Annotated in this window: 16 protein-coding genes and 1 riboswitch; of the genes, 8 read left to right on the top strand and 8 right to left on the bottom strand. The window is 71.0% G+C overall.

The window, feature by feature from the left end:
* Entirely contained in the window at positions 1–2838 is a 2838-nt protein-coding gene (locus ABZ453_RS43115; protein ID WP_359024243.1) for a GNAT family N-acetyltransferase, read from the bottom strand.
* A gap of 196 nt (positions 2839–3034) precedes the next feature.
* Between ABZ453_RS43115 and ABZ453_RS43120 the strand changes: the two genes are divergently transcribed.
* Positions 3035–3316 (top strand): HPr family phosphocarrier protein, encoded by a 282-nt coding sequence (locus tag ABZ453_RS43120; protein ID WP_016432192.1) that lies wholly within the window; start codon positions 3035–3037, stop codon positions 3314–3316.
* A gap of 139 nt (positions 3317–3455) precedes the next feature.
* Here ABZ453_RS43120 and ABZ453_RS43125 read toward each other — a convergent pair whose 3' ends face one another.
* From ABZ453_RS43125 to ABZ453_RS43140, 4 genes are all read right to left on the bottom strand, one after another.
* Complete coding sequence (locus tag ABZ453_RS43125) at positions 3456–4148, bottom strand: GntR family transcriptional regulator (RefSeq protein WP_133046128.1); 693 nt, start codon at positions 4146–4148, stop codon at positions 3456–3458.
* Positions 4149–4336: 188 nt separating this feature from the next.
* Positions 4337–5110: a M23 family metallopeptidase gene (locus ABZ453_RS43130; RefSeq protein ID WP_359024245.1), complete on the bottom strand. Its 774-nt coding sequence runs from the start codon at positions 5108–5110 to the stop codon at positions 4337–4339.
* Between the two features lie 12 nt (positions 5111–5122).
* Positions 5123–5287, bottom strand: a riboswitch (cyclic di-AMP (ydaO/yuaA leader).
* Between the two features lie 203 nt (positions 5288–5490).
* Complete coding sequence (locus tag ABZ453_RS43135; protein ID WP_359024247.1) at positions 5491–6879, bottom strand: pitrilysin family protein; 1389 nt, start codon at positions 6877–6879, stop codon at positions 5491–5493.
* Positions 6876–8270, bottom strand: coding sequence for a pitrilysin family protein (locus ABZ453_RS43140; RefSeq protein WP_359024249.1), 1395 nt, complete (start codon positions 8268–8270; stop codon positions 6876–6878). Before ABZ453_RS43140 ends, ABZ453_RS43135 begins: the two co-directional genes overlap by 4 nt.
* A 318-nt stretch (positions 8271–8588) precedes the next feature.
* Here ABZ453_RS43140 and ABZ453_RS43145 point away from each other — a divergent pair, with 318 nt between their 5' ends.
* On the top strand, positions 8589–11045 hold the full coding sequence (locus ABZ453_RS43145) for a DNA topoisomerase IV subunit A (RefSeq protein WP_359024251.1): 2457 nt from the start codon (positions 8589–8591) through the stop codon (positions 11043–11045).
* Here the strand turns inward: ABZ453_RS43145 and ABZ453_RS43150 are convergent.
* Positions 11042–12178 (bottom strand): GTP-binding protein, encoded by a 1137-nt coding sequence (locus ABZ453_RS43150; protein ID WP_359024253.1) that lies wholly within the window; start codon positions 12176–12178, stop codon positions 11042–11044. The genes ABZ453_RS43145 and ABZ453_RS43150 overlap by 4 nt on opposite strands.
* A 322-nt stretch (positions 12179–12500) precedes the next feature.
* Between ABZ453_RS43150 and ABZ453_RS43155 the strand changes: the two genes are divergently transcribed.
* Positions 12501–13070: a DUF6082 family protein gene (locus ABZ453_RS43155; protein ID WP_359024255.1), complete on the top strand. Its 570-nt coding sequence runs from the start codon at positions 12501–12503 to the stop codon at positions 13068–13070.
* 135 nt (positions 13071–13205) lie between these two features.
* Positions 13206–13442: a hypothetical protein gene (locus tag ABZ453_RS43160; protein ID WP_359024257.1), complete on the top strand. Its 237-nt coding sequence runs from the start codon at positions 13206–13208 to the stop codon at positions 13440–13442.
* Positions 13443–13609: 167 nt separating this feature from the next.
* Here the strand turns inward: ABZ453_RS43160 and ABZ453_RS43165 are convergent, their stop codons facing one another.
* Positions 13610–14794 (bottom strand): citrate synthase/methylcitrate synthase, encoded by a 1185-nt coding sequence (locus ABZ453_RS43165; RefSeq protein WP_359024259.1) that lies wholly within the window; start codon positions 14792–14794, stop codon positions 13610–13612.
* A gap of 141 nt (positions 14795–14935) precedes the next feature.
* Here ABZ453_RS43165 and ABZ453_RS43170 point away from each other — a divergent pair, with 141 nt between their 5' ends.
* From ABZ453_RS43170 to ABZ453_RS43185, 4 genes are all read left to right on the top strand, one after another.
* On the top strand, positions 14936–16189 hold the full coding sequence (locus tag ABZ453_RS43170) for a citrate synthase (RefSeq protein WP_359024261.1): 1254 nt from the start codon (positions 14936–14938) through the stop codon (positions 16187–16189).
* 53 nt (positions 16190–16242) lie between these two features.
* A complete protein-coding gene (locus ABZ453_RS43175; protein ID WP_359024263.1) occupies positions 16243–17187 on the top strand; it encodes a sucrase ferredoxin in 945 nt (314 codons plus the stop codon).
* A 101-nt stretch (positions 17188–17288) separates the two neighbouring features.
* Entirely contained in the window at positions 17289–18959 is a 1671-nt protein-coding gene (locus tag ABZ453_RS43180; protein WP_359024265.1) for a sensor histidine kinase, read from the top strand.
* Positions 18956–19636 (top strand): response regulator, encoded by a 681-nt coding sequence (locus tag ABZ453_RS43185; RefSeq protein WP_359024267.1) that lies wholly within the window; start codon positions 18956–18958, stop codon positions 19634–19636. Before ABZ453_RS43180 ends, ABZ453_RS43185 begins: the two co-directional genes overlap by 4 nt.
* A gap of 55 nt (positions 19637–19691) precedes the next feature.
* On the opposite strand, the gene ABZ453_RS43190 is transcribed toward ABZ453_RS43185, so the two are convergent.
* Complete coding sequence (locus ABZ453_RS43190; RefSeq protein ID WP_359024269.1) at positions 19692–20753, bottom strand: ABC transporter substrate-binding protein; 1062 nt, start codon at positions 20751–20753, stop codon at positions 19692–19694.
* Between the last annotated feature and the right edge of the window lie 43 nt (positions 20754–20796).

A 20796-nucleotide genomic window follows, 5' to 3' on the forward strand; every position in this document is an offset into this window, starting at 1 on the left:
TCAGTACACCGGAAGCGTGCGCGGGCCGAGGTCGTCGCGGGCGGGCGGGGGCGCGAGGCGCACGGAGGCGCCGAGAACGCTCAGGCCACGCGGGGCGACGACGACCGGCTCCAGGGTGACCGCGACGACCTCGGGGTGGTCGTCGACGAGCCGGGACACGCGCAGCAGCAGTTCCTCCAGCGCAGGCGTGTCGACGGGGGTCGAGCCGCGCCAGCCGAACAGGAGCGGGGCCGTCCGGATCGACCGGATCAGAGAGGTCGCGTCGCGGTCGGTGACCGGGACCAGCCGGTGCGCCATGTCGCCGAGCAGCTGGGAGGCCGCCCCCGCCAGCCCGAAGGACAGCACGGCGCCGGCGGCCGGGTCGATGACGGCCCGTACGACCGTGTCGACGCCCCGGGGCGCCATCGACTGCACGACCGGCCGCAGCTCCTCCGGCTTGCCGAACAGGCCGGTCAACTCGGCGTACGCCCGGCGCAGTTGCTCCTCGTCCGCCAGGTCCAGCCGGACGCCGCCCAGGTCGGCGCGGTGGCGCAGGTGCGGGGCAGTGGCCTTCAGGGCGACGGGGTAGCCGAGCTCGCCGGCGGCCCGGACGGCGTCGTCCGGGGTGAACGCGGGGGTCGCCCGGCGGACGGCGATTCCGTAGCGCCCGAGCAGCTCGCAGGTCTCCTCGGTGCCCAGGGTGAGGCCCTGTCCGCGCGCGAGCATGCCGTCGATGAGGCGGGCCGCGCCCTTCTCGTCGATGTCGTCGTACTCGGGCACCCTGCCGGGCTCGGCGGCCTCGCGCCGCCACTGCGCGTACTTCACGGCCTCCGCGAGGGCCCGCACCGCGCGTTCGGCGGCCGGGTAGGCCGGGATGAGCCGGGGGGTGGCGTCGGGGGCGGCGGGGGCGGCGGGCTGCCGGGCGGGGACCGGGGCGGGCAGCTGCTGCGAGGGGCGCAGCCTGCGGGCTCCGGTGGCCGCGGCGTCCGGCTCGGGCGCGGTGCCGGCCGCCGCCGACAGCGCCTGCGCGAGCCCGCCGAGCTCGACATGCACGACGAGGACCGGCTTGCCCGGGATCTGGTCGGCGGCCGACTGCAGCGCCTGGGCCAGTTCCGCGTCGGCCACGGAGGCCTCGCCGATGGCCGGGATGGCGGTCACGACCACCGCGTCGCAGGAGTCGTCCCCGAGGGCCCGCAGCAGCGCAGCGTGGAAGTCGCCGGCCGTGGCACCGGTGGTCAGGTCGAGCGGGCGGTGCGGCCGGAGGCCCTCGGAGAGACAGGCGTCGTACGTCAGCAGCCCCAGGGACTCGGAGTTGCCCAGGATCGCCACCCGGGGTCCGCTCGGCAGCGGCTGGCGGGCGAGCAGCAGCCCCGCGTCGACCAGCTCGGTGATGGTGTCGACCCGGATCACCCCGGCCTGCCTGAGCAGCACGGACACGGTCGCGTGCGGCAGCCGCGTCGCCCGTACGGCGTGCCCCTGCGGTGCGGAACCGGCGCCCTGGACGACGACCAGCGGCTTGGCGGCGGCCGTGCGCCGGGCGAGGCGGGTGAACTTACGGGGGTTGCCGATGGACTCCAGGTACATCAGGACGACGTCGGTGTCCGGGTCGTCGTACCAGTACTGGATGACGTCGTTGCCGGAGACGTCCGCGCGGTTGCCGGAGGAGACGAAGGTGGACACCCCGGTGACGCCCGTGACGCCGCCGCCGCGCCGGTGCAGCCGGGACAGCAGGGCGATGCCGATGGCGCCGGACTGGGCGAACAGGCCGATGCGGCCGGCGCGGGGCATCTCGGGGGCGAGGGAGGCGTTGAGCCGTACCTGCGGGGAGGTGTTGATGACGCCGAAGGCGTTCGGGCCGATGATCCGCATGCCGTACGCGCGTGCGTGCCGGACGAGTTCGCGCTGGCGTTCGCGTCCGTCCGGCCCGCTCTCGGCGTAGCCGGCGGAGACGACGACCAGCCCCTGCACGCCGTGCTCGCCGCACTCGGTGACGACCTCGGGGACGTGCTCGGCCGGCACGGCGACGACCGCGAGGTCGACGGGTCCGTCGATGTCCCGCACGGAGCGGTGGGCGGGGACGCCGTCGAGTTCCTTCAGGTCCTCGCCGAACGCCTTGTTCACGGCGTACAGCTGTCCGGCGTAGCCCGCGTCCCGGATGTTGTCGAGGATGCCGCGGCCCACGCCGCCGGGAGTACGGCCGGTGCCGACGACGGCGACCGAGCCGGGCGCGAGCAGCCGCCGTACGGACCGGGCCTCGGCGCGCTGCTCCCGCGCGCGTTGGACGGCCAGGGAGCGGTCGGTGGGTTCGAGGTCGAACTCGAGGCGGACGACGCCGTCCTCGAAGCTGCGCTTCTGGGTGTAGCCGGCGTCCGTGAACACCTTGATCATCTTGGTGTTGGCGGGCAGCACCTCGGCGGCGAAGCGGCGGATGCCGCGCTCGCGGGCGACGGCGGCGATGTGCTCCAGGAGGGCGGAGGCGACGCCGCGGCCCTGGTGGGCGTCCTGGACGAGGAAGGCGACCTCGGCCTCGTCGGCCGGCGCCGACGCGGGCGTTCCGTCGGCGCCGATGCGGTCGTAGCGTACGGTGGCGATGAACTCGCCGCCGACGGTGGCCGCGAGTCCCACCCGGTCCACAAAGTCGTGGTGCGTGAAGCGGTGGACGTCCTTCGCGGACAGTCGCGGGTAGGGCGCGAAGAAGCGGTAGTACTTCGACTCGTCCGACACCTGCTCGTAGAAACTGACCAGGCGCTCCGCGTCATCGACGGTGATGGGGCGGATGCGCGCGGTGCCGCCGTCGCGCAGCACCACGTCGGCTTCCCAGTGGGCGGGGTACTCGTGCCGGTCCGACGAGGTCTGCATGGGCCCCAGCGTACGGCTCGCGTCCGACAACGGCGCGAGGCAGTCTGTGGACGACAACCAAGCAGCGCGAGGGACGGACGTCGGGCCGAGGCCGCGGCCCGACGACTCACCCCGGAGGGGCGCGAGCCTCTCCGGAGCAGCCTCACGTTGTGGGAAACTGGTCTAGACAACCCTGAACACCGAAGGGCAGCATCACATGGCTGAGCGCCGCGTCAACGTCGGCTGGGCCGAGGGCCTCCACGCCCGCCCCGCTTCCATCTTCGTCCGGGCCGCCACGGCCGCAGGTATCCCGGTCACGATCGCCAAGGCCGACGGCAACCCCGTCAACGCGGCCTCCATGCTGGCGGTTCTGGGCCTGGGCGCCCAGGGCGGCGAGGAGATCGTCCTCGCCTCCGACGCCGAGGGCGCGGACGCGGCCCTCGACCGTCTGGCCAAGCTGGTCTCCGAGGGGCTCGAGGAGCTTCCCGAGACCGTCTGACCACGGCACCACGGAAGGGCTCGTCCGAATTTCCGGGCGAGCCCTTCGCATTTTCTGGGCCGGGGGTTCGGAATTCCCGGCGGCGGGCAGCGTGAAATAGCCCCCGCGAATTCTTTCCTCTTTGTATACGGCGTCCGTGTTAATGCCGCAGGCTCGGCATGTTTACGGCATGTTGCGAGTTCCTCACACCGTTCGCCCGCTCCTGGCTCCCGAATCGCAGCCGGTGCGCGGCGGTCGAGCGTTCGGTGTGCAGTGCCGTGACCGCCCGCGCGCGTTCGCCGTCGCCACGCGCCACGGCGTCGACGATCGCCCCGTGCTCGGCCCAGGACTCCACCGGATCGGCGGGCGCCTCCACGGCGTACATCCAGGCGATCTTGTGACGCAGCTGGGTCAGCGTCGAGGTCATGGCCGGGCTGCCGGAGGCCTGGGCGAGCGTCTCGTGGAACCAGCCGCCCAGGGAGCGCAGATCCTCGCTGTTGCCCCTTCTGGCCCGCTCCTGGCCCAGTCTGACCAGGCCGCGCAGCACCTTCAGATGCGCCTCGGTGCGGCGCTGGGCGGCCCGGGAGGCGCCGAGCGGCTCCAGCAGCAGGCGCATCTCCAGCAGGTCGGAGGCCTCCTGCTCGGTCGGTTCCGCGACGCACGCGCCCGCGTGCCGCCGGGTGACGACGAAGCCCTCGGCCTCCAGGGTGCGCAGGGCCTCGCGGACGGGGACGCGCGAGACGCCGTAGCGGCGGGCGAGGAGTTCCTCGGTGAGGCGGCTGCCGCGCTCGTAGACACCCGCGACGATGTCGTCCCGGATGGCCGTGCACACCGAGTGCGCCGGAATACGCATGTCCGACCTCCGCCTTAATCCCCGTGAAACGTCGACCATGGACGTGTGTCCAGTGACTCTATTGCAAAGGGCGGGAATTTCCGACGGCGGACCGGAATCCATGGATATTTTTTGGACAGCGGGACGACTGAAACGCGGAAAGCCCCGGCTCGGGGAGCCGGGGCTTCGCGGGATCTCGCGATCCTCCGTCAGACGTTCACGCCGTGCGAGCGGAGGTAGGCGACGGGGTCGATGTCGGAGCCGTACTCCGGCGTCGTACGGGCCTCGAAGTGCAGGTGCGGCCCGGTGGTGTTGCCGGTCGAGCCGGAGAGGCCGATCTGCTGGCCGGTGACGACCTTCTGGCCGACGGAGACACCGATGGACGACAGGTGGCCGTACTGGGTGTACGTGCCGTCGTTCATCTTGATCACGATCTGGTTGCCGTACGCACCGCCCCAGCCGGTCTGCACGACCGTGCCGTAGCCGACGGCGTGCACGGTGGTGCCGGTCGCGGCGTGGAAGTCGATGCCGGTGTGACTGCCCGAGGACCACAGGGAACTGCTGGCCTTGTAGCCCGTGGAGACGTACGAGTTCGAGATCGGGGCGACGAAGGTGTTGAGGCGCTTGCGCTCGGCCTCGCGGGCGGCGCGCTCCTTGGCCTCGCGGGCCTTCTTCGCCTCCGCCTCGGCCTTCTTGCGCGCGGCCTCCTCGGCCGCCTTCTTGCGGGCGGCCATCTCGGCGGCCTGCTTCTGCGCGTCGGCCTGCGCGTCGATCTTGGCGGCGATCGAGTCGCCGATGGTGATGACGGGGGTGAGACCGGTCTGCTCGACGGCGCCGGCCGCGTTGTCGGCGGCGAGCGCGGGGGCCGCGAGGGCACCGATGACACCGGTGGTGGCGAGGGCCGCGACGCCGGCGGCCTGGGCGGTGGAGCGCTTGATCCGGCTGGGACGACGGTGCTTCCCGGTGGCGCACATGAACGCCATGTACAGGCTGTTCCTTTCCTTCCCTCTCGCCTACCGGGTTAGCTGACGGGTTCGGAGCAGGAAGGTCTCCTACGGACACCCTCGCTACGCGCGTGGGCGTCCGATTCACCCCAGGGACTGCGATGGGTCCCCGGCTCCCCTGGCTCGCGCCGTACGGGGACTCGGCGATGACTGTCCGGTGCCGCGGGTGCGGCGCACTGCCTGACGGACAGCCCGGACGACGCTAAGCGGGGCCACTTTCAATTCCCAAACGGATCAGGGTGTTTGTAGCGCATCCCACAGAGCAAACGGCCCACTCTCCTTCATTCTTCCTTCAATTCGGACATAAGAGGGCCCTGGTGACGCTTCCGTCACCAGGGCCCCGCCACGCCCGTGTGCCGCTACTCGGCGGACACCACGGTCACTTCACCGATGTTCAAAGCCTCTACGGGCCCCTTGATCTGCGCCGCGTCCCCGACCAGGACGGTCACCAACCGGTCGACGGGGAAGGCGTTCACGACCGCCGCGGTGGCCTCCACGGTGCCGGTCGCGGCGAGCTGCTGGTACAGCGTCGCCTGGTAGTCGTCCGGCAGGTGCTGTTCGACCTGGTCGGCCAGCGTGCCTGCCACGGCCGCCGCCGTCTCGTACTTCAGCGGCGCCACCCCGACGAGGTTCTGCACGGCGACGTCACGCTCGGCGTCCGTGAGGCCGCCCTCGGCGAGCGTGCGCAGCACCTTCCAGAGGTCGTCGAGCGCCGGGCCGGTGTTCGGGGTGTCGACGGAGCCGCTGATGGCGAGCATCGACGCGCCCGTGCCGTCCGGGGCGGAGCGCAGGACCTGGCCGAAGGCCCGCACTCCGTAGGTGTAGCCCTTCTCCTCGCGCAGGACGCGGTCCAGGCGGGAGGTGAGGGTGCCGCCCAGGCAGTACGTGCCGAGGACCTGCGCGGGCCAAACGCGGTCGTGCCGCTCGGGCCCGACGCGGCCGATGAGCAGCTGCGTCTGGACGGCGCCGGGACGGTCCACGATGACCACGCGCCCGGTGTCGTCGGCCGTCACCGGTGGCACCGGGCGGGGCTCGGCCCTGGAGCCCGTCCACGCCCCGAGGGTCTCGCCGAGCAGGGCGTCGAGGTCGATCCCGGTGAGGTCGCCGACGACCACCGCGGTGGCCGTGGCCGGCCGGACGTGACGGTCGTAGAAGGCGCGCACGGCCGCCGCGTCGATCTTCTCGACGGTCTCCTCGGTGCCCTGGCGCGGGCGCGACATGCGCGCGCCGGCCGGGAACAGCTCCTTGGAGAGCTCCTTGGCGGCACGCCGGGAGGGGTTGGCCAGCTCGTGCGGGATCTCGTCGAGGCGGTTGCGGACCAGCCGCTCGACCTCGCTGTCGGCGAACGCGGGCGCCCTGAGGGCGTCGGCGAGCAGACCGAGCGCCTTGGCCAGTCGGGAGGCCGGAACCTCCAGGCTGAGCCGGACGCCGGGGTGGTCGGCATGCGCGTCGAGGGTGGCGCCGCAGCGCTCCAGTTCGGCGGCGAACTCCTCGGCGGAGTGCTTGTCGGTGCCCTCGGAGAAGGCGCGCGCCATGATCGTGGCGACGCCGTCGAAGCCGGCCGGCTCGGCCTCCAGGGGCGCGTCCAGCAGGACCTCCACGGCGACGACCTGCTGGCCGGGGCGGTGGCAGCGCAGCACGGTCAGGCCGTTGCCGAGCGCCCCGCGTGTCGGCGCCGGGAACGCCCAGGGCCGGGCCTCGCCCGCCTGGGGCTGCGGGTGGAACTCCATCGCGGCGAGCTCGGTCACTTGGCCGCCTCCTCGTTCTTGTCGCCGGCTTCGACGGTGGCCTCGGCCTCGGGGTCTTCGGGCGGATCGGCGTCCTCGGCGACCTCCGCGGAGACCGGCTCGTACACCAGCACCGCGCGGTTGTCGGGGCGCAGGCGGGCCGCGGCGACCTCGCGGACCTCCTCCGGGGTCACCTCCAGGACGCGTTTGACGGCGGTCAGGGCGAGCTGCGGGTCGCCGAACAGGACGGCGTAACGGCACAGTTCGTCGGCGCGGCCCGCGACCGTGCCGAGCCGGTCCAGCCACTCGCGCTCCAACTGGGCCTGCGCGCGCTCCATTTCCTCGGCCGTCGGGCCCTCTTCGGCGAACCGGGCGAGCTCCTCGTCGATGGCGGTCTCGATCACCGGGACCTCGACGTCCCCGGAGGTCTTCACGTCCAGCCAGCCCAGGGAGGGCGCCCCGGCGAGCCGCAGCAGGCCGAAGCCGGCCGCGACGGCCGTACGGTCGCGCCGTACCAACCGGTTGTAGAGGCGGGAGGACTCGCCGCTGCCGAGGACGGTCAGCGCCACGTCGGCCGCGTCGCACGCGCGCGTGCCGTCGTGCGGCAGCCGGTAGGCGGCCATCAACGCGCGCGCGGGCACCTCCTCCTCGACGACCTCGCGCAGCTGCTCTCCGATCACGTCCGGCAGGGTGCCGTCCCGGGGGGCGGGCTTGCCGTCGTGGGAGGGGATGGAGCCGAAGTACTTCTCCACCCAGGCGAGCGTCTGCTCGGGGTCGATGTCGCCGACGACCGACAGCACGGCGTTGTTGGGCGCGTAGTACGTGCGGAAGAACGCGCGCGCGTCCTCCAGCGTCGCCGCGTCCAGGTCGGCCATCGAGCCGATCGGGGTGTGGTGGTAGGGGTGGCCCTCCGGGTAGGCGAGGGCGGTCAGCTTCTCGAAGGCGGTGCCGTACGGGACGTTGTCGTAGCGCTGCCGGCGCTCGTTCTTCACGACGTCCCGCTGGTTCTCCATGGACTCGTCGTCCAGGGCGGCCAGCAGGGAGCCCATGCGGTCGGCCTCCAGCCAGAGGGCGAGCTCCAGCTGGTGGGCGGGCATGGTCTCGAAGTAGTTGGTGCGCTCGAAGCTGGTGGTGCCGTTGAGCGAGCCGCCGGCCCCCTGCACCAGCTCGAAGTGGCCGTTGCCCCTCACCTGTCCCGAGCCCTGGAACATCAGGTGCTCGAAAAGGTGAGCAAGGCCGGTTCGGCCCTTGACTTCGTGACGCGAGCCGACGTCGTACCAGAGGCACACCGCCGCGACCGGGGTCAGGTGGTCCTCGGAGAGCACCACGCGCAGGCCGTTGGCCAGGCGGTGCTCGGTCGCTGTCAGGCCCCCGGTGCCTGCCTGGTCTGTGGCCGTGTGACCCATGGGCATGTACGTCCCTTCGATCGCCGATGCGGTGGCTGACACCGCGGTTTTGCTGCCGGTCCTGCCACTGTATGCAAGCGTGCGGAGCCGCGGCGAAGTTCCCGGACGACGTACGCCCACAGCGGATCGCGTAGCCTGCGGGCAGCCGCGCCCGATGGTGCCCGCACCGGCGGACCGGACCGCCCGCACCGGGTCCTGGCCCGCGTTGTCAGTGCAGCGGTCCACAATGGTGGCGTCAGATCCCGTTCATGCTTCAGCAAGCGTGAGCCGAAGGGGCCGTGAGCGACCCGTAGGCGAGCGACCAGAAAAGAGGAGCCGGCAGCGATGGCCCGCCGCAGCACGAAGACCCCGCCGCCCGACGACTCGTTCGAGGAGCGCATCCTCGACATCGACGTCGTCGACGAGATGCAGGGCTCCTTCCTCGAGTACGCGTACTCGGTCATCTACTCCCGCGCCCTGCCCGACGCCCGCGACGGCCTCAAGCCGGTGCACCGGCGCATCGTCTACCAGATGAACGAGATGGGCCTGCGTCCGGACCGCGGCTATGTGAAGTGCGCGCGCGTGGTCGGCGAGGTCATGGGCAAGCTGCACCCGCACGGCGACGCGTCGATCTACGACGCCCTGGTGCGCATGGCCCAGCCCTTCTCCATGCGCGTGCCGCTCGTCGACGGCCACGGCAACTTCGGCTCGCTGGGCAACGACGACCCGCCCGCCGCGATGCGGTACACCGAGTGCCGCCAGGCGCAGGCGACGAGCCTGATGACGGAGTCGATCGACGAGGACACGGTCGACTTCGCCCCGAACTACGACGGCCAGGAGCAGGAGCCGGTCGCCCTGCCCGCCGCCTTCCCGAACCTGCTGGTCAACGGCGCCTCGGGCATCGCGGTCGGTATGGCGACGAACATGCCGCCGCACAACCTCGGCGAGGTGATCGCGGCCGCCCGCCACCTGATCCGCTACCCGAACGCGGACCTGGACACCCTGATGAAGCACGTCCCGGGCCCCGACCTGCCCACCGGCGGCCGCATCGTGGGGCTCGCCGGCATCCGGGACGCGTACGAGACGGGCCGCGGCACCTTCAAGATGCGCGCCACCGTCGAGGTCGACACCGTCACCGCCCGCCGCAAGGGCCTGATCGTCACCGAACTGCCCTTCACGGTCGGTCCGGAGAAGGTGATCGCCAAGATCAAGGACCTGGTCGGCTCGAAGAAGATCCAGGGCATCGCCGACGTCAAGGACCTCACCGACCGCGCGCACGGCCTGCGCCTGGTCATCGAGATCAAGAACGGCTTCGTGCCGGAGGCCGTCCTGGAGCAGCTGTACAAGCTGACGCCGATGGAGGAGTCCTTCGGCATCAACAACGTCGCCCTGGTGGACGGGCAGCCCCTCACCCTCGGCCTCAAGGAGCTCCTGGAGGTCTACCTCGACCACCGCTTCGACGTCGTCCGGCGCCGCAGCGAGTTCCGCCGCACCAAGCGCCGCGACCGGCTGCACCTGGTGGAGGGGCTGCTCACGGCCCTGGTCGACATCGACGAGGTCATCCGGCTGATCCGCTCCAGCGAGAACAGCGCGCAGGCCAAGGAACTCCTGATGGAGCGCTTCTCGCTCTCGGAGATCCAGACCCAGTACATCCTCGACACGCCGCTGCGCCGCCTCACCAAGTACGACCGCATCGAGCTGGAGTCGGAGAAGGAGCGGCTCAACACGGAGATCGCGGAGCTGACCCGGATCCTGGACTCGGACGCGGAGCTGCGCAAGCTGGTTTCCAACGAACTGGCGCAGGTGGCGAAGAAGTTCGGCACCGAGCGCCGTACGGTCCTGCTGGAGTCCTCCGGCGCCACGGCTTCCGCCGTACCGCTGCAGGTCGCGGACGACCCGTGCCGGGTGCTGCTCTCCTCGACCGGGCTGCTGGCCCGCACGGCGAACGGTGAGCCCTTCCCGGAGGACGCCGACGGCAGGCGCGTGAAGCACGATGTGATCGTCTCCGCGGTCCCGGCCACGGCCCGCGGAGAGATCGGCGCCGTGACGTCCACCGGCCGCCTGCTGCGGATCAACGTCGTCGACCTCCCGCAGTTGCCGGAGACGGCGGCGGCCCCGAACCTCGCGGGCGGAGCCCCCCTCGCGGAGTTCCTCTCCCTGGAGGACGACGAGACGGTGGTCTGTCTGATCACCCTCGACGAGTCCTCCCCCGGTCTGGCCCTCGGCACCGAGCAGGGCGTCGTCAAGCGTGTGGTCCCCGACTACCCGTCCAACAAGGAGGAGCTGGAGGTCATCACCCTCAAGGAGGGCGACCGGATCGTCGGCGCGGTGGAGCTGCGTACCGGCGAGGAGGACCTGGTCTTCATCACGGACGACGCCCAGCTGCTGCGCTACCAGGCCGCCCAGGTGCGTCCGCAGGGCCGTCCGGCGGGCGGCATGACGGGCATCAAGCTCGCCGACGGAGCGAAGGTCATCTGCTTCACGGCGGTGGACCCGGCGGCGGACGCGGTGGTCTTCACGGTGGCGGGCTCCCGCGGCACGCTCGACGACTCGGTCCAGACGACGGCCAAGCTGACCCCGTTCGACCAGTACCCGCGCAAGGGCCGCGCCACCGGCGGTGTCCGCTGCCAGCGGTTCCTCAAGGGCGAGGACTGCCTGTCGCTGGCCTGGGCGGGCGCCACGCCGGCCAAGGCGGCCCAGAAGAACGGCACCCCCGCCGACCTGCCGGAGATCGACCCGCGCCGCGACGGCTCGGGCGTGTCCCTGCCGAAGACGGTGGCCGTGGTGGCGGGCCCGGTCTAGAACGCGGGGTCCTGCTCGCCGGGATCCTGGACGTACCGCAGGACGCCCCACATGCCGTGCTCGTCGGCGGTGTGCGGGGCGTCGCTCGTACTGGCCTCCAGCTCCTTGCCGAGGGCGGGCGCGTCGATGCCGGAGCCGATCAGGACGAGCTGGGTGAGGCGTGGGGCGCCGGCCGGCCACGGCTCCGGGTAGAACCGCAGGAAGCGCCCCACGGCATGCACGGCGTAACGGTTGCGGACGTCGTACGCGCCGAAGTCGACGTACCCCTTGATCCGGTAGAGCCCCGCAGGCCGGCTGTCGAGGAACGCCATCAACCGGCGTGGGTTCATGGGCGTTTCGACGGCGAAGGACAGGCTGTCGTAGCCGGCGTGCGGATGCGCGGCGTGCCCGTCCTCGGCGTGCCCGTCCTCCCCGCGTCCGTGTTCGTCGTGCCCTTGGTCGTCGTGTCCGTCCTCGTCATGTCCGTGCGCGTCGTGACCGTGCAGATCGTCGAAGGAGAGCTGCCCGACGCGTTCCTCGCTCGGCCGGCAGTCGAAGAGGAACTCCGGGTCGACGCGGCCGTAGGTGGCCGCCACGACGGCGGCGCGATCGACGAGCGACCGAACGAGCCGCAGAACCCTCTGCCCCTCTTCCTCCGCCCGGTCGACCTTGTTGACGACGACGAGATCGGCGAGGGCGAGATGCCGGTCGATCGCGGGATGCCTGGCGCGGGTGTCGTCGAACTCGGCGGCGTCGACGACCTCGACGAGCCCGCCGTACACGATCCCCGGATGTTCGGAGGCCAGCACCATCCGCACCAGCTCCTGGGGCTCGGCGAGCCCGCTTGCCTCGATGACGATGACGTCGATACCGGCGGAGGGCGCGGCCAGCCGGTCGAGATAGCCGTCGAGTTCGCTGACGTCGACCGCGCAGCACAGGCAGCCGTTGCCGAGTGAGACGGTCGAGTCGCCGAGGGCCCCGGCCACGGCCATCGCGTCGATCTCGATGGCCCCGAAGTCGTTGACGATCGCCCCGATCCGACTGCCTCCGCTGCGGTGCAGCAGATGGTTGAGGAGCGTGGTCTTCCCCGAGCCGAGGAATCCGGCGAGTACGACGACCGGGATCTGCCGATGTCCGGGGCTCGGCTGACGCAACGTACGACCTCTTTCACACTGCCGTGTGCGCCGGATCGCGCTGGCGGCGCACGTACGAGGTTTGAATGCCGGACCAGGATACGAGCCGGAAGAATCACTGCGAAGTGAACGATTGTTAGCAGCACTTGCGGGGCAGACGTTGGGGAAGGCGCCGGAGTGTGCGACCCTCGCTTCCCTCCATGCGCCTCCTCTCCGCCTCCCCCGCCGATCAGAGCCGCTCGGCACCCTGGGAGACGGCAAGCGCCGCCCACCGCTCGCCGGTCCCCTCCAGTCGACCCGCACCCCGACGACCGGCGGACGGCCGCCTGATTCGGGGGTTGACATGGCCACACGGAACACTGCCGCGAGGAGGCTGAGCCTCGCCGCGGCCAGCCTCATGCTCGCCACCGCCGGGCTGACTCTGGCCGCCGGTCGACGGCGACTGGAAGCAGAGCAATTGCAGGTGAAGCGCCTTGAGCTCGAGGAACTGGCCGCTCGCAGAAGGGCCCTGGCCCACCAGCAACGCATGCACTGGGAGTTGCTGTCCAGGGCGATCGATGATCCCTCCCTTGCCGCCGTGATCGACACCTACGACGCGAACATTCCGGAAGCGAAGCGACGTCAGTACTTCTACGCCAATGCGTGGTACACCAACCTGTACCACCTGTACCGGGCGGGGATCGTCGACCAGCAGGAGTTCTACGGGCACGCGCGCGAGCTGTTCCAGAACCCGCTGATGCGCGAGTACTGGGATGCTTCCCAGGGGCAGCGCGCAACCTTGAAGTCGTCCTCGGACGAGGCGAGGCTCGGGCGGATCGTCGACGATCTCGTCAGGGAGATCGAAGACTCCGACACTGACGAATGGTGGGTGGTCGGCGACCCGCCGACCGGTGGATCTCCCGAGGACCGGTAAACAGGGGACCGGTAAACACACGAATCACCAGCGCTCTTCGAGTGACTTTCCTCGATGCAGACGCACGTGCATCGACAGTCCCAGTAACGTGCTCCACACCACTCTGCCCACATCTTGTGTAAGGACCGGTACCCCTTGAAGATCGTGCGCCGCATCGGTGTGCCTCCGAGTGCCCGTGGCAGTGCCTCAGGAGCGAACTGCCCGGACATCTTCGAACTGAGCGACGGCAACTTCGCTGTCATCGGCACCGAGGCCACCGAGGCGCTGGAGCGGGAATTGCCCGCAGACGCCTCCCGAGCCGACTACGAGCACATCGTCATCGTAAGTCGGGAGACTCTGATCCGCGCCAAGGCGGACATCCCCGACGCCTGATCTCCGTCACGGGCGCCTGTACCCAGCTCCGCCCCGTTCGAGACCCCGGCCGCTCGCAACCACGGTCAGAGCCGGGAACCATCCTGCGAGTAGTCCGGCACCCCGCTCCTGCTCGATCGACACCGATGAGGCCTGGCGCCAGAACGACACCAGGCCACATGTGTCTCTCAGACCGCCTCCGGTACCTTCACCGGCGCCCCCGGTCCCACATACCGCGCCGTCGGCCTGATGATCTTTCGGTCCTGGGCCTGTTCGAGGATGTTGGCGCTCCAGCCAACCACCCGCGCCGCCGCGAAGGTCGGTGTGAACATCTCGCGGGGCAGCCCGCACAGTTCCATGACCACGCCCGCGTAGAACTCGACGTTCGTATGGAGTTCGCGACCGGGCTTCAGCTCCGCCAGTATGGCCTCCACCCGGCGTTCGACCTCCACCGCGAATTCCACGCGAGGACCGCCGAAGCTTTGGGCCACTTCGCGGAGCATCCGGGAGCGCGGGTCCTCCGTGCGATACACGGCGTGCCCGAAACCCATGATGCGGTCGCCGACGAGGACCCGTTCCCGGATCCAGGGATCGATACGATCGGGCGTGCCGATCGCGTCCAGTGTGTCGAGCGCCCGGCTGGGAGCACCACCGTGGAGCGGCCCCGAGAGCGCCCCCACCGCTCCGACCAGGCAAGCCGCCACGTCCGCACCCGTGGACGCGATGACACGCGCGGTGAATGTTGACGCGTTGAAACCGTGGTCAATGGTTGAGATCAGGTATTGCTCGACCGCCCGGGCCCGCCTCGCGTCCGGTTCCGAACCCGTCAGCATGTACAGGTAGTTCGCCGCGAACGACAGGTCGTCCCGCGGCTCCACCGGTTCCAGCCCCCGGCCCAGCCGGTGGAGCGCCGTCAGCAGGGTCGGTACGGCGGCGGCCGCTGCCAGCGTGTCGCGCCGCCGCTCGTCCGCGTCGATGTCGTACACCGGCCGGAACCCCTTCGCCGCCCCGAGCAGCGACAGCGCGGTACGCATGCCGGCCAGCGGACCGGACCGTCCGCTCGCGGCCGCGATCGCAGGCAGCACCTCCCGCACCTCGTCGGGCAGCCGACGCAGCGCCGCCGTCTCGGCCGCGAACGCCATACGCCGTGCCGCGTCCGGCAGTTCCCCGTGGACCAGGAGATGCCAGACGTCCTCGAAGCCGCGGGTCTGCGCGAGTTCGACGGCCGAGTATTGGCGGTAGTGGTAGAAGCCCTCCAGGCCCCGGACATCCCCGATCTCGGTATCGGTGACGACGACGCCGGCGAGGCCGCGGGGTACGTCGACGGTGGCCGCTGATGACCTGTTGACGGACTTGACGGACTTGACGGACATGATTTCCTCCCTGGACTTGATTCGACTGTCCATGCTTGACTCAACCCCTGTCAATATTGATTAAATCAATCTAGGTTCCAACACAGATCAATTCAGGCAATGCATCAAGCCACACGTCGCGAGGCCGATACGGTGACCCCCATGCACGATCAAGAGCCCTCCCCCGGGCACGCCGACCGACGGCTGACAACCAAGGAAGCCGCCGAACTGCTGGGCGTGAAGCCCGAGACGGTCTACGCCTACGTCAGCCGCGGCCAGCTCAGCAGCCGCCGTGTGCCCGGCGGCCGGGGCAGCACCTTCGAGGCGGCGGAGGTGGAGGCACTCGCCCGGCGCAACAGGCGGGACAGCGGCGGGACTCCGGCCTCCGGCGGCGAACTGTCCGTGCGCACCCGCATCACACTCATCGAGTCGGACCGGTACTACTTCCGGGGTGTGGACGCCACCGAACTGGCCACCCGCCACTCCTACGAAGAGGTCGCCGAGTGGCTGTGGACCGGCACTCTGCACCACGGCATCACCTTCACGGCCCCCGAGTCCTCCGTCGCCACGGCCCGCCGCGCCGTCGACGCGCTGCCCGAACACACCGGCCCCACGGACCGGTTGCGGGTGGCGGCGATCGCCGCCGCCGTCGCGGACCCGCTGCGCTTCGACCTCTCCGAGGACGCCGTGCTGGGCACCGCGCGCACCCTCATCCCCACGCTGGTCGCCGCTCTGCCGACCCGGCGCGGCCACCGGGACGAGGGCCCGCTGGCCCACCGGCTCTGGGCCCGGCTGACCGGGCGGGACGCCGACGAGGCCTCGCTGCGGGTGCTGGACACCGCCCTCGCCCTGCTCGTGGACCACGACCTCGCCGCCTCGACCCTCGCGGTGCGCGTCGCCGCCTCGGCCCGCGCCCACGCCTACGCGGCCGTCTCCGCCGGGCTCGGCGTGCTCGAGGGCCCGCTGCACGGGGCGGCGAGCGGAGTCGCCCACCGGCTGCTGATGGACGTGCTCGACGAGGGTGACGCGGCCCCCGTGATCGCCGACGAGCTGCGCGCCGGCCGTCGTATCCCGGGCCTCGGCCACCGGCTCTATCCGGGCGAGGACCCACGCGCGCGTGTCCTGTTCGGTCTGCTGGAGGACATCCCGCGGGCCGCTCCCGCCCTGGCGGCGGCACGCGACATCGTGGCCACCACCGCCCGGCACACCCCGCTGCACGCCAACGTCGACCTGGCCCTCGCCGTGTTCACGGCCTCCAGCGGCATGCAGGCGACGGCGGGCGAGACGATCTTCGCGGTGGCCCGTACGGCAGGGTGGATCGCGCACGCGCTGGAGGAGTACGGCGAACGTCCGCTGCGCATGCGCCCGAGCGGGCACTACGTGGGTCCGAAACCGCCGCAGCCCCTGCCGGAGTAGGTCGCGGGCCCCCCGGACGTCACACCCAGTCAAGTCAGGTTAGGCTCACCTCTGTGAGTACGTGCTCAACCGCGTCCCAGGAGCTGGACGAGCCTCTGGCGGGAACCGCGGCCACCGCGCGGACCTGGCTGCTGCTGGAGCAGCCGGGCCCCTGGGGCGCCAAGGCGCTCACGGCGAGCCATCTGGACCCGGCGGTGGGCCGCGCCCTGGAGGCGGCCACGATGGGCACGGGCGTGCGGGTCGCGCTCATCCGCCGCCCCGGCCGCCATGCCGACTGCGGCACTCCCACCGTGCGGCAGGTGTACGCCGCCCACACCGTGCCGGGCCGGGTCTGGCTGCGTTCCGCCACGGTCAGCGAGCCGCGCGACCTGCTGGGCCTCGACTTCGGCGCACTGGGCCGGGGCGAGCACCGCGGCTTCGACTCGGTCCTCGGGGCCCGGCCGCACACGGACGACCCGCTCGCGCTCGTCTGCACCAACGGCAAGCGCGACCGCTGCTGCGCGCTGCTCGGCCGCCCGCTGGCCGCGGAGCTCGCCTCCTCCGGAGTGGAAGGCGTCTGGGAGGTCACCCATCTGGGTGGACATCGCTTCTCGCCCACGCTGCTCGTCCTGCCGTACGGCTACGCCTACGGCCGCGCCGAGGCCCATGCCGTCAAGGACGCCCTGCACGGCGTCAAGGAGGGACGGATCGTCGTGGCGGGGTGCCGCGGTAACTCCGCGTGGGAACGGCCCGGTCAGGCGGCCGAACTGGCCGTGCGTACAGCGGTCGGCGAGTACGCGGCGGAAGCCTTGAGCGTCGTGGCGACGAACGGCGCCGCCCCGCGTTGGGAGGTGACCGTCGCCCACGCGGACGGACGCCGCTGGCGGGTCGTCGTCGCCCAGGGCGCGTCCGCCCCGCCCCGCCCGGAGAGCTGCGGTTCGTCGATCCTGGGCTCACCGGCACGTATGGACGTCGTCGAGGTACGCGAGCTGGTGACGGCGACGGCCATCGCGAGTTGACCGGGACGATCAACCCGTCAACCTGCTCCTTCAGCATTGATCAAGAGATCCATGCCACACCCCCTACGGCGGCTCCCGCACGTCCGCGTACGGTCGTGGGTATGAGCCCCACTCCCCCCGCACGTCGCCTGCGTCTCGGCATGCCGAAGCGTGTCTTCTCGCAGGTGCTGCTGATGCAGGTCTCGATCGCGGCAGGGGTCGCGGTGCTCGCGACCGGGCTGTTCCTAGCCCCGCTGAGCAAACAACTGGACGACGAGGCGATGAACCGCGCCCTGGCCATCGCCCAGACCACGGCGGAGCAGCCGCAGATCGCCAAGGACCTCCAGCACACCGCCCCGACCGCCGACGGGCCGGTCCAGAAGGAGGCGGAGCGGATCCGCGGGGCCACCCACGCCGAGTACATCGTGGTGATGAACCGGCACGGTGTGCGCTGGTCGCACACCAACGTGCAGCAGATCGGCAAGGTCGTCTCGACCAACCCCAAGGAGGCCCTGGCCGGCAAGCAGGTCAGGGAGATAGACAGCGGCACCCTGGGCCGCTCGGCCCGCGGCAAGGTCCCTTTGCGCGACGTCCACGGCAAGATCATCGGCGCGGTCTCGGTGGGCATCAAGTACGACAGCGTCCGCTCGGAGCTCATCAGCGCCGTCCCGGGCCTGCTCGCCTACGCCGGCGGCGCCCTGGCCGTCGGCGCGCTGGCCGCGTGGCTCGTCTCCCGCCGGGTCCAGCGGCAGACCCGCGACCTGGCCTTCTCGGACATCTCGGCGCTGCTGGCAGAGCGCGAGGCCATGCTGCACGGCATCAGGGAGGCGGTGGTCGCCCTCGACCGCACCGGCCGCATCCGCCTGCTCAACGACGAGGCGCACCGCCTGCTCGGCATCGACGACGGGGTCGTCGGCATGTCTCCCGACGAGGCGCTCGGCGACGGCCGTACGGCGGACATCCTGGCCGGCCGGGTGACCGGCACCGACCTGCTCACCGTCCGCGGCCAGCGTGTCCTGGTCGCCAACCGCATGCCCACCGACGACGGGGGCGCCGTGGCCACGCTGCGCGACCGAACCGAGCTGGAACAGCTGGGCCGGGAACTCGACTCGACCCGTGGGCTGATCGACGCCCTGCGCGCCCAGGACCACGAGCACGCGAACCGTATGCACACCTTGCTGGGACTGCTCGAACTGGAGATGTACGACGACGCGGTGGAGTTCGTCGGTGAGGTGGTCGGCGACCACCGCGCCACCGCCGAGCAGGTCACCGAGAAGATCCACGACCCGCTGCTGGCCGCCCTGTTGGTGGGCAAGGCAACGGTCGCCGCCGAGCGGGGCGTCGCGCTGTGGGTGTCGGACCGCACACGGTTGCCGGACCGGCTGATCGACCCGCGGGGGCTCGTCACCGTCGTCGGCAACCTGGTGGACAACGCGCTCGACGCGGTGGCGGCCACGCCGCACGCGCGCGTGGAGGTCGAGTTGCGCGCCGAGGGACGTACCGCGGTCCTCAGAGTGCGGGACACAGGGCCCGGGATACCGGAGGAACAGCGCGAGTTGGTCTTCACCGAGGGCTGGTCCACCAAGGAGCCGCCCGCCCACGGCAAGCGGGGCATCGGCCTGTCCATGGTGCGCAGGCTCGCCGAGCGGCAGGGAGGGAGCGCGACCGTGCGCGAGGCGAACGGTGGCGGCGCGGAGTTCACCGTCGTCCTGCCGGAGGCGCTCGCCGAGCCGGCACCGGAGCCGGTCCTGAGCACGGCCACGGACACGCCCGTCAAGGAGGAGTCCCGATGATCGAGGTCCTGGTCGTGGACGACGACACCAGGGTCGCGCAGGTCAACGCCGCCTACGTGGAGAAGGTCCCGGGCTTCCACGTCGCGGGCGAGGCGCACAGCGCGGCGGAGGCACTGCACCGGCTGGAGGAACTGCCCCGGCTGGACCTGGTCCTCATGGACCACTATCTGCCGGACGACACCGGCCTCGCGGTCGTCCAGGAGATGCGCAGGCGGGGCCACCAGACGGACGTGATCATGGTGACGGCTGCCCGGGACGTGACGACGGTTCAGGCCGCCATGCGGCACGGAGCGCTGCAGTACCTGGTGAAGCCGTTCGCCTTCGCGGGCCTGCGCGCCAAGCTGGAGGCGTACGCAGAACTGCGCCGCACGCTGGACGGCGGCGGCGAGGCGGAACAGGCGGAGGTGGACCGTATCTTCGGCGCCCTGTCCGCGCCGTCGGAACCGGGGCTGCCCAAGGGCCACTCCCCCACCACCGCCGAACTGGTGCGCCGCTCCCTGATGAACGCCGAAGGCCCGCTGTCCGCCCAGGAGATCGCCGACCGGACCGGGGTGAGCCGCCAGACCGCCCAGCGCTATCTGAAGCTCCTGGAACGCACCGGACGGGCCCGACTCACGCTGAAGTACGGCGACGCGGGCCGCCCTGAACACCGTTACGTCTGGGCGGCCCGCGCCTGAGGGCACGGCCGGGTGGGGGCGGGGGAAGAGGCCGTACCCCCACCTACATACGGATTCAGCCCGCGGCCTTCTCCACGAACTCGGTAGTGAACGTCTTGCTCAGATCCACCGAGGCGTTCTTGATGTTGGGGTTGAACGCCTTGAGCACCTTCTCGACCGTCTCGGGGCCGTTGGTGGGCATGACGCCGTCGTCGGTGAACATGGGCAGCGTGCTCTTGATGGCCTCGGTGTAGAGCGTCTTGTTGCCCTGCGAGTAGTCGGCGGGCATCTTGGCGGCGATCTCGGAAGCGCTGTGCGTGGACATCCACTTGAGAGTCTTGACGAGTGCATCGACCAACTTCTGCACTGTCTCCTTGTGACCGTTGACCCAGTCCGTCTGCATGTACAGGCTTGACGACGGGTACGGGCCGCCGAGCGCCTTCTGCGACCCTTCCGGCGTCCGCATGTCCAGCAGAACCTTGCCCGCCTTCTTGTCCAGGATCGTCGCCACCGTCGGGTCGGTCGTCATACCGCCGTCGATGGCCCCTTTCTGCAGCGCCGCGATGAAGGTCGGTCCCGCGCCGACGGCGACCGGCGTGAACTCGCTGACCTTCACGCCGTTCTTGACGGCGAGGTACTTGGTGAGGAAGTCGGTCGAGGAGCCGAGGCCGGTGACACCGAGCTTCTTGCCCTTGAAGTCCTTGGGGGACGTGATGTCGCCGGACGCCTTGTTGGAGACGATCTCGACCTCGCCGGGCGCGTGCGAGAACTGCACCACGGACTCCACGGACTTGCCCTTCGTCTGCAGATCCAGCGTGTGATCGTAGAAGCCGACGGCCCCCTGCACCTGCCCGGAGACCAGCGCGGTCTCGGCCTGGACGCCGGCCGGCTCGCTCAGCAGCTCCACGTCGAGGCCCTCGGCGTCGAAGTAGCCGAGCCGCTGGGTGAGCATCGCCGGCAGGTAGATGACCTTGTCCAGACCGCCGACCATGATCTTGACCTTCGTACCCTTGCCGTCGCCCTTGCCGCCGGAACCGGTGGAGGTGGTGGAGGCGGCGTCGTTGGCGCAGGCGGTGAGGGAGGAGAGGGCGAGCAGGCCGGCGGCGGCCAGCGTGGTGTATCTGGCGGACTTGCGCATGCGGTTCACGTCCTTGGGAGGGGGCGGTGCGGGAGAAGAGGAA

Origin of the sequence: Streptomyces sp. NPDC005799 (assembly GCF_040630525.1) — a bacterium.
Lineage (GTDB): Bacteria > Actinomycetota > Actinomycetes > Streptomycetales > Streptomycetaceae > Streptomyces > Streptomyces griseorubiginosus_B.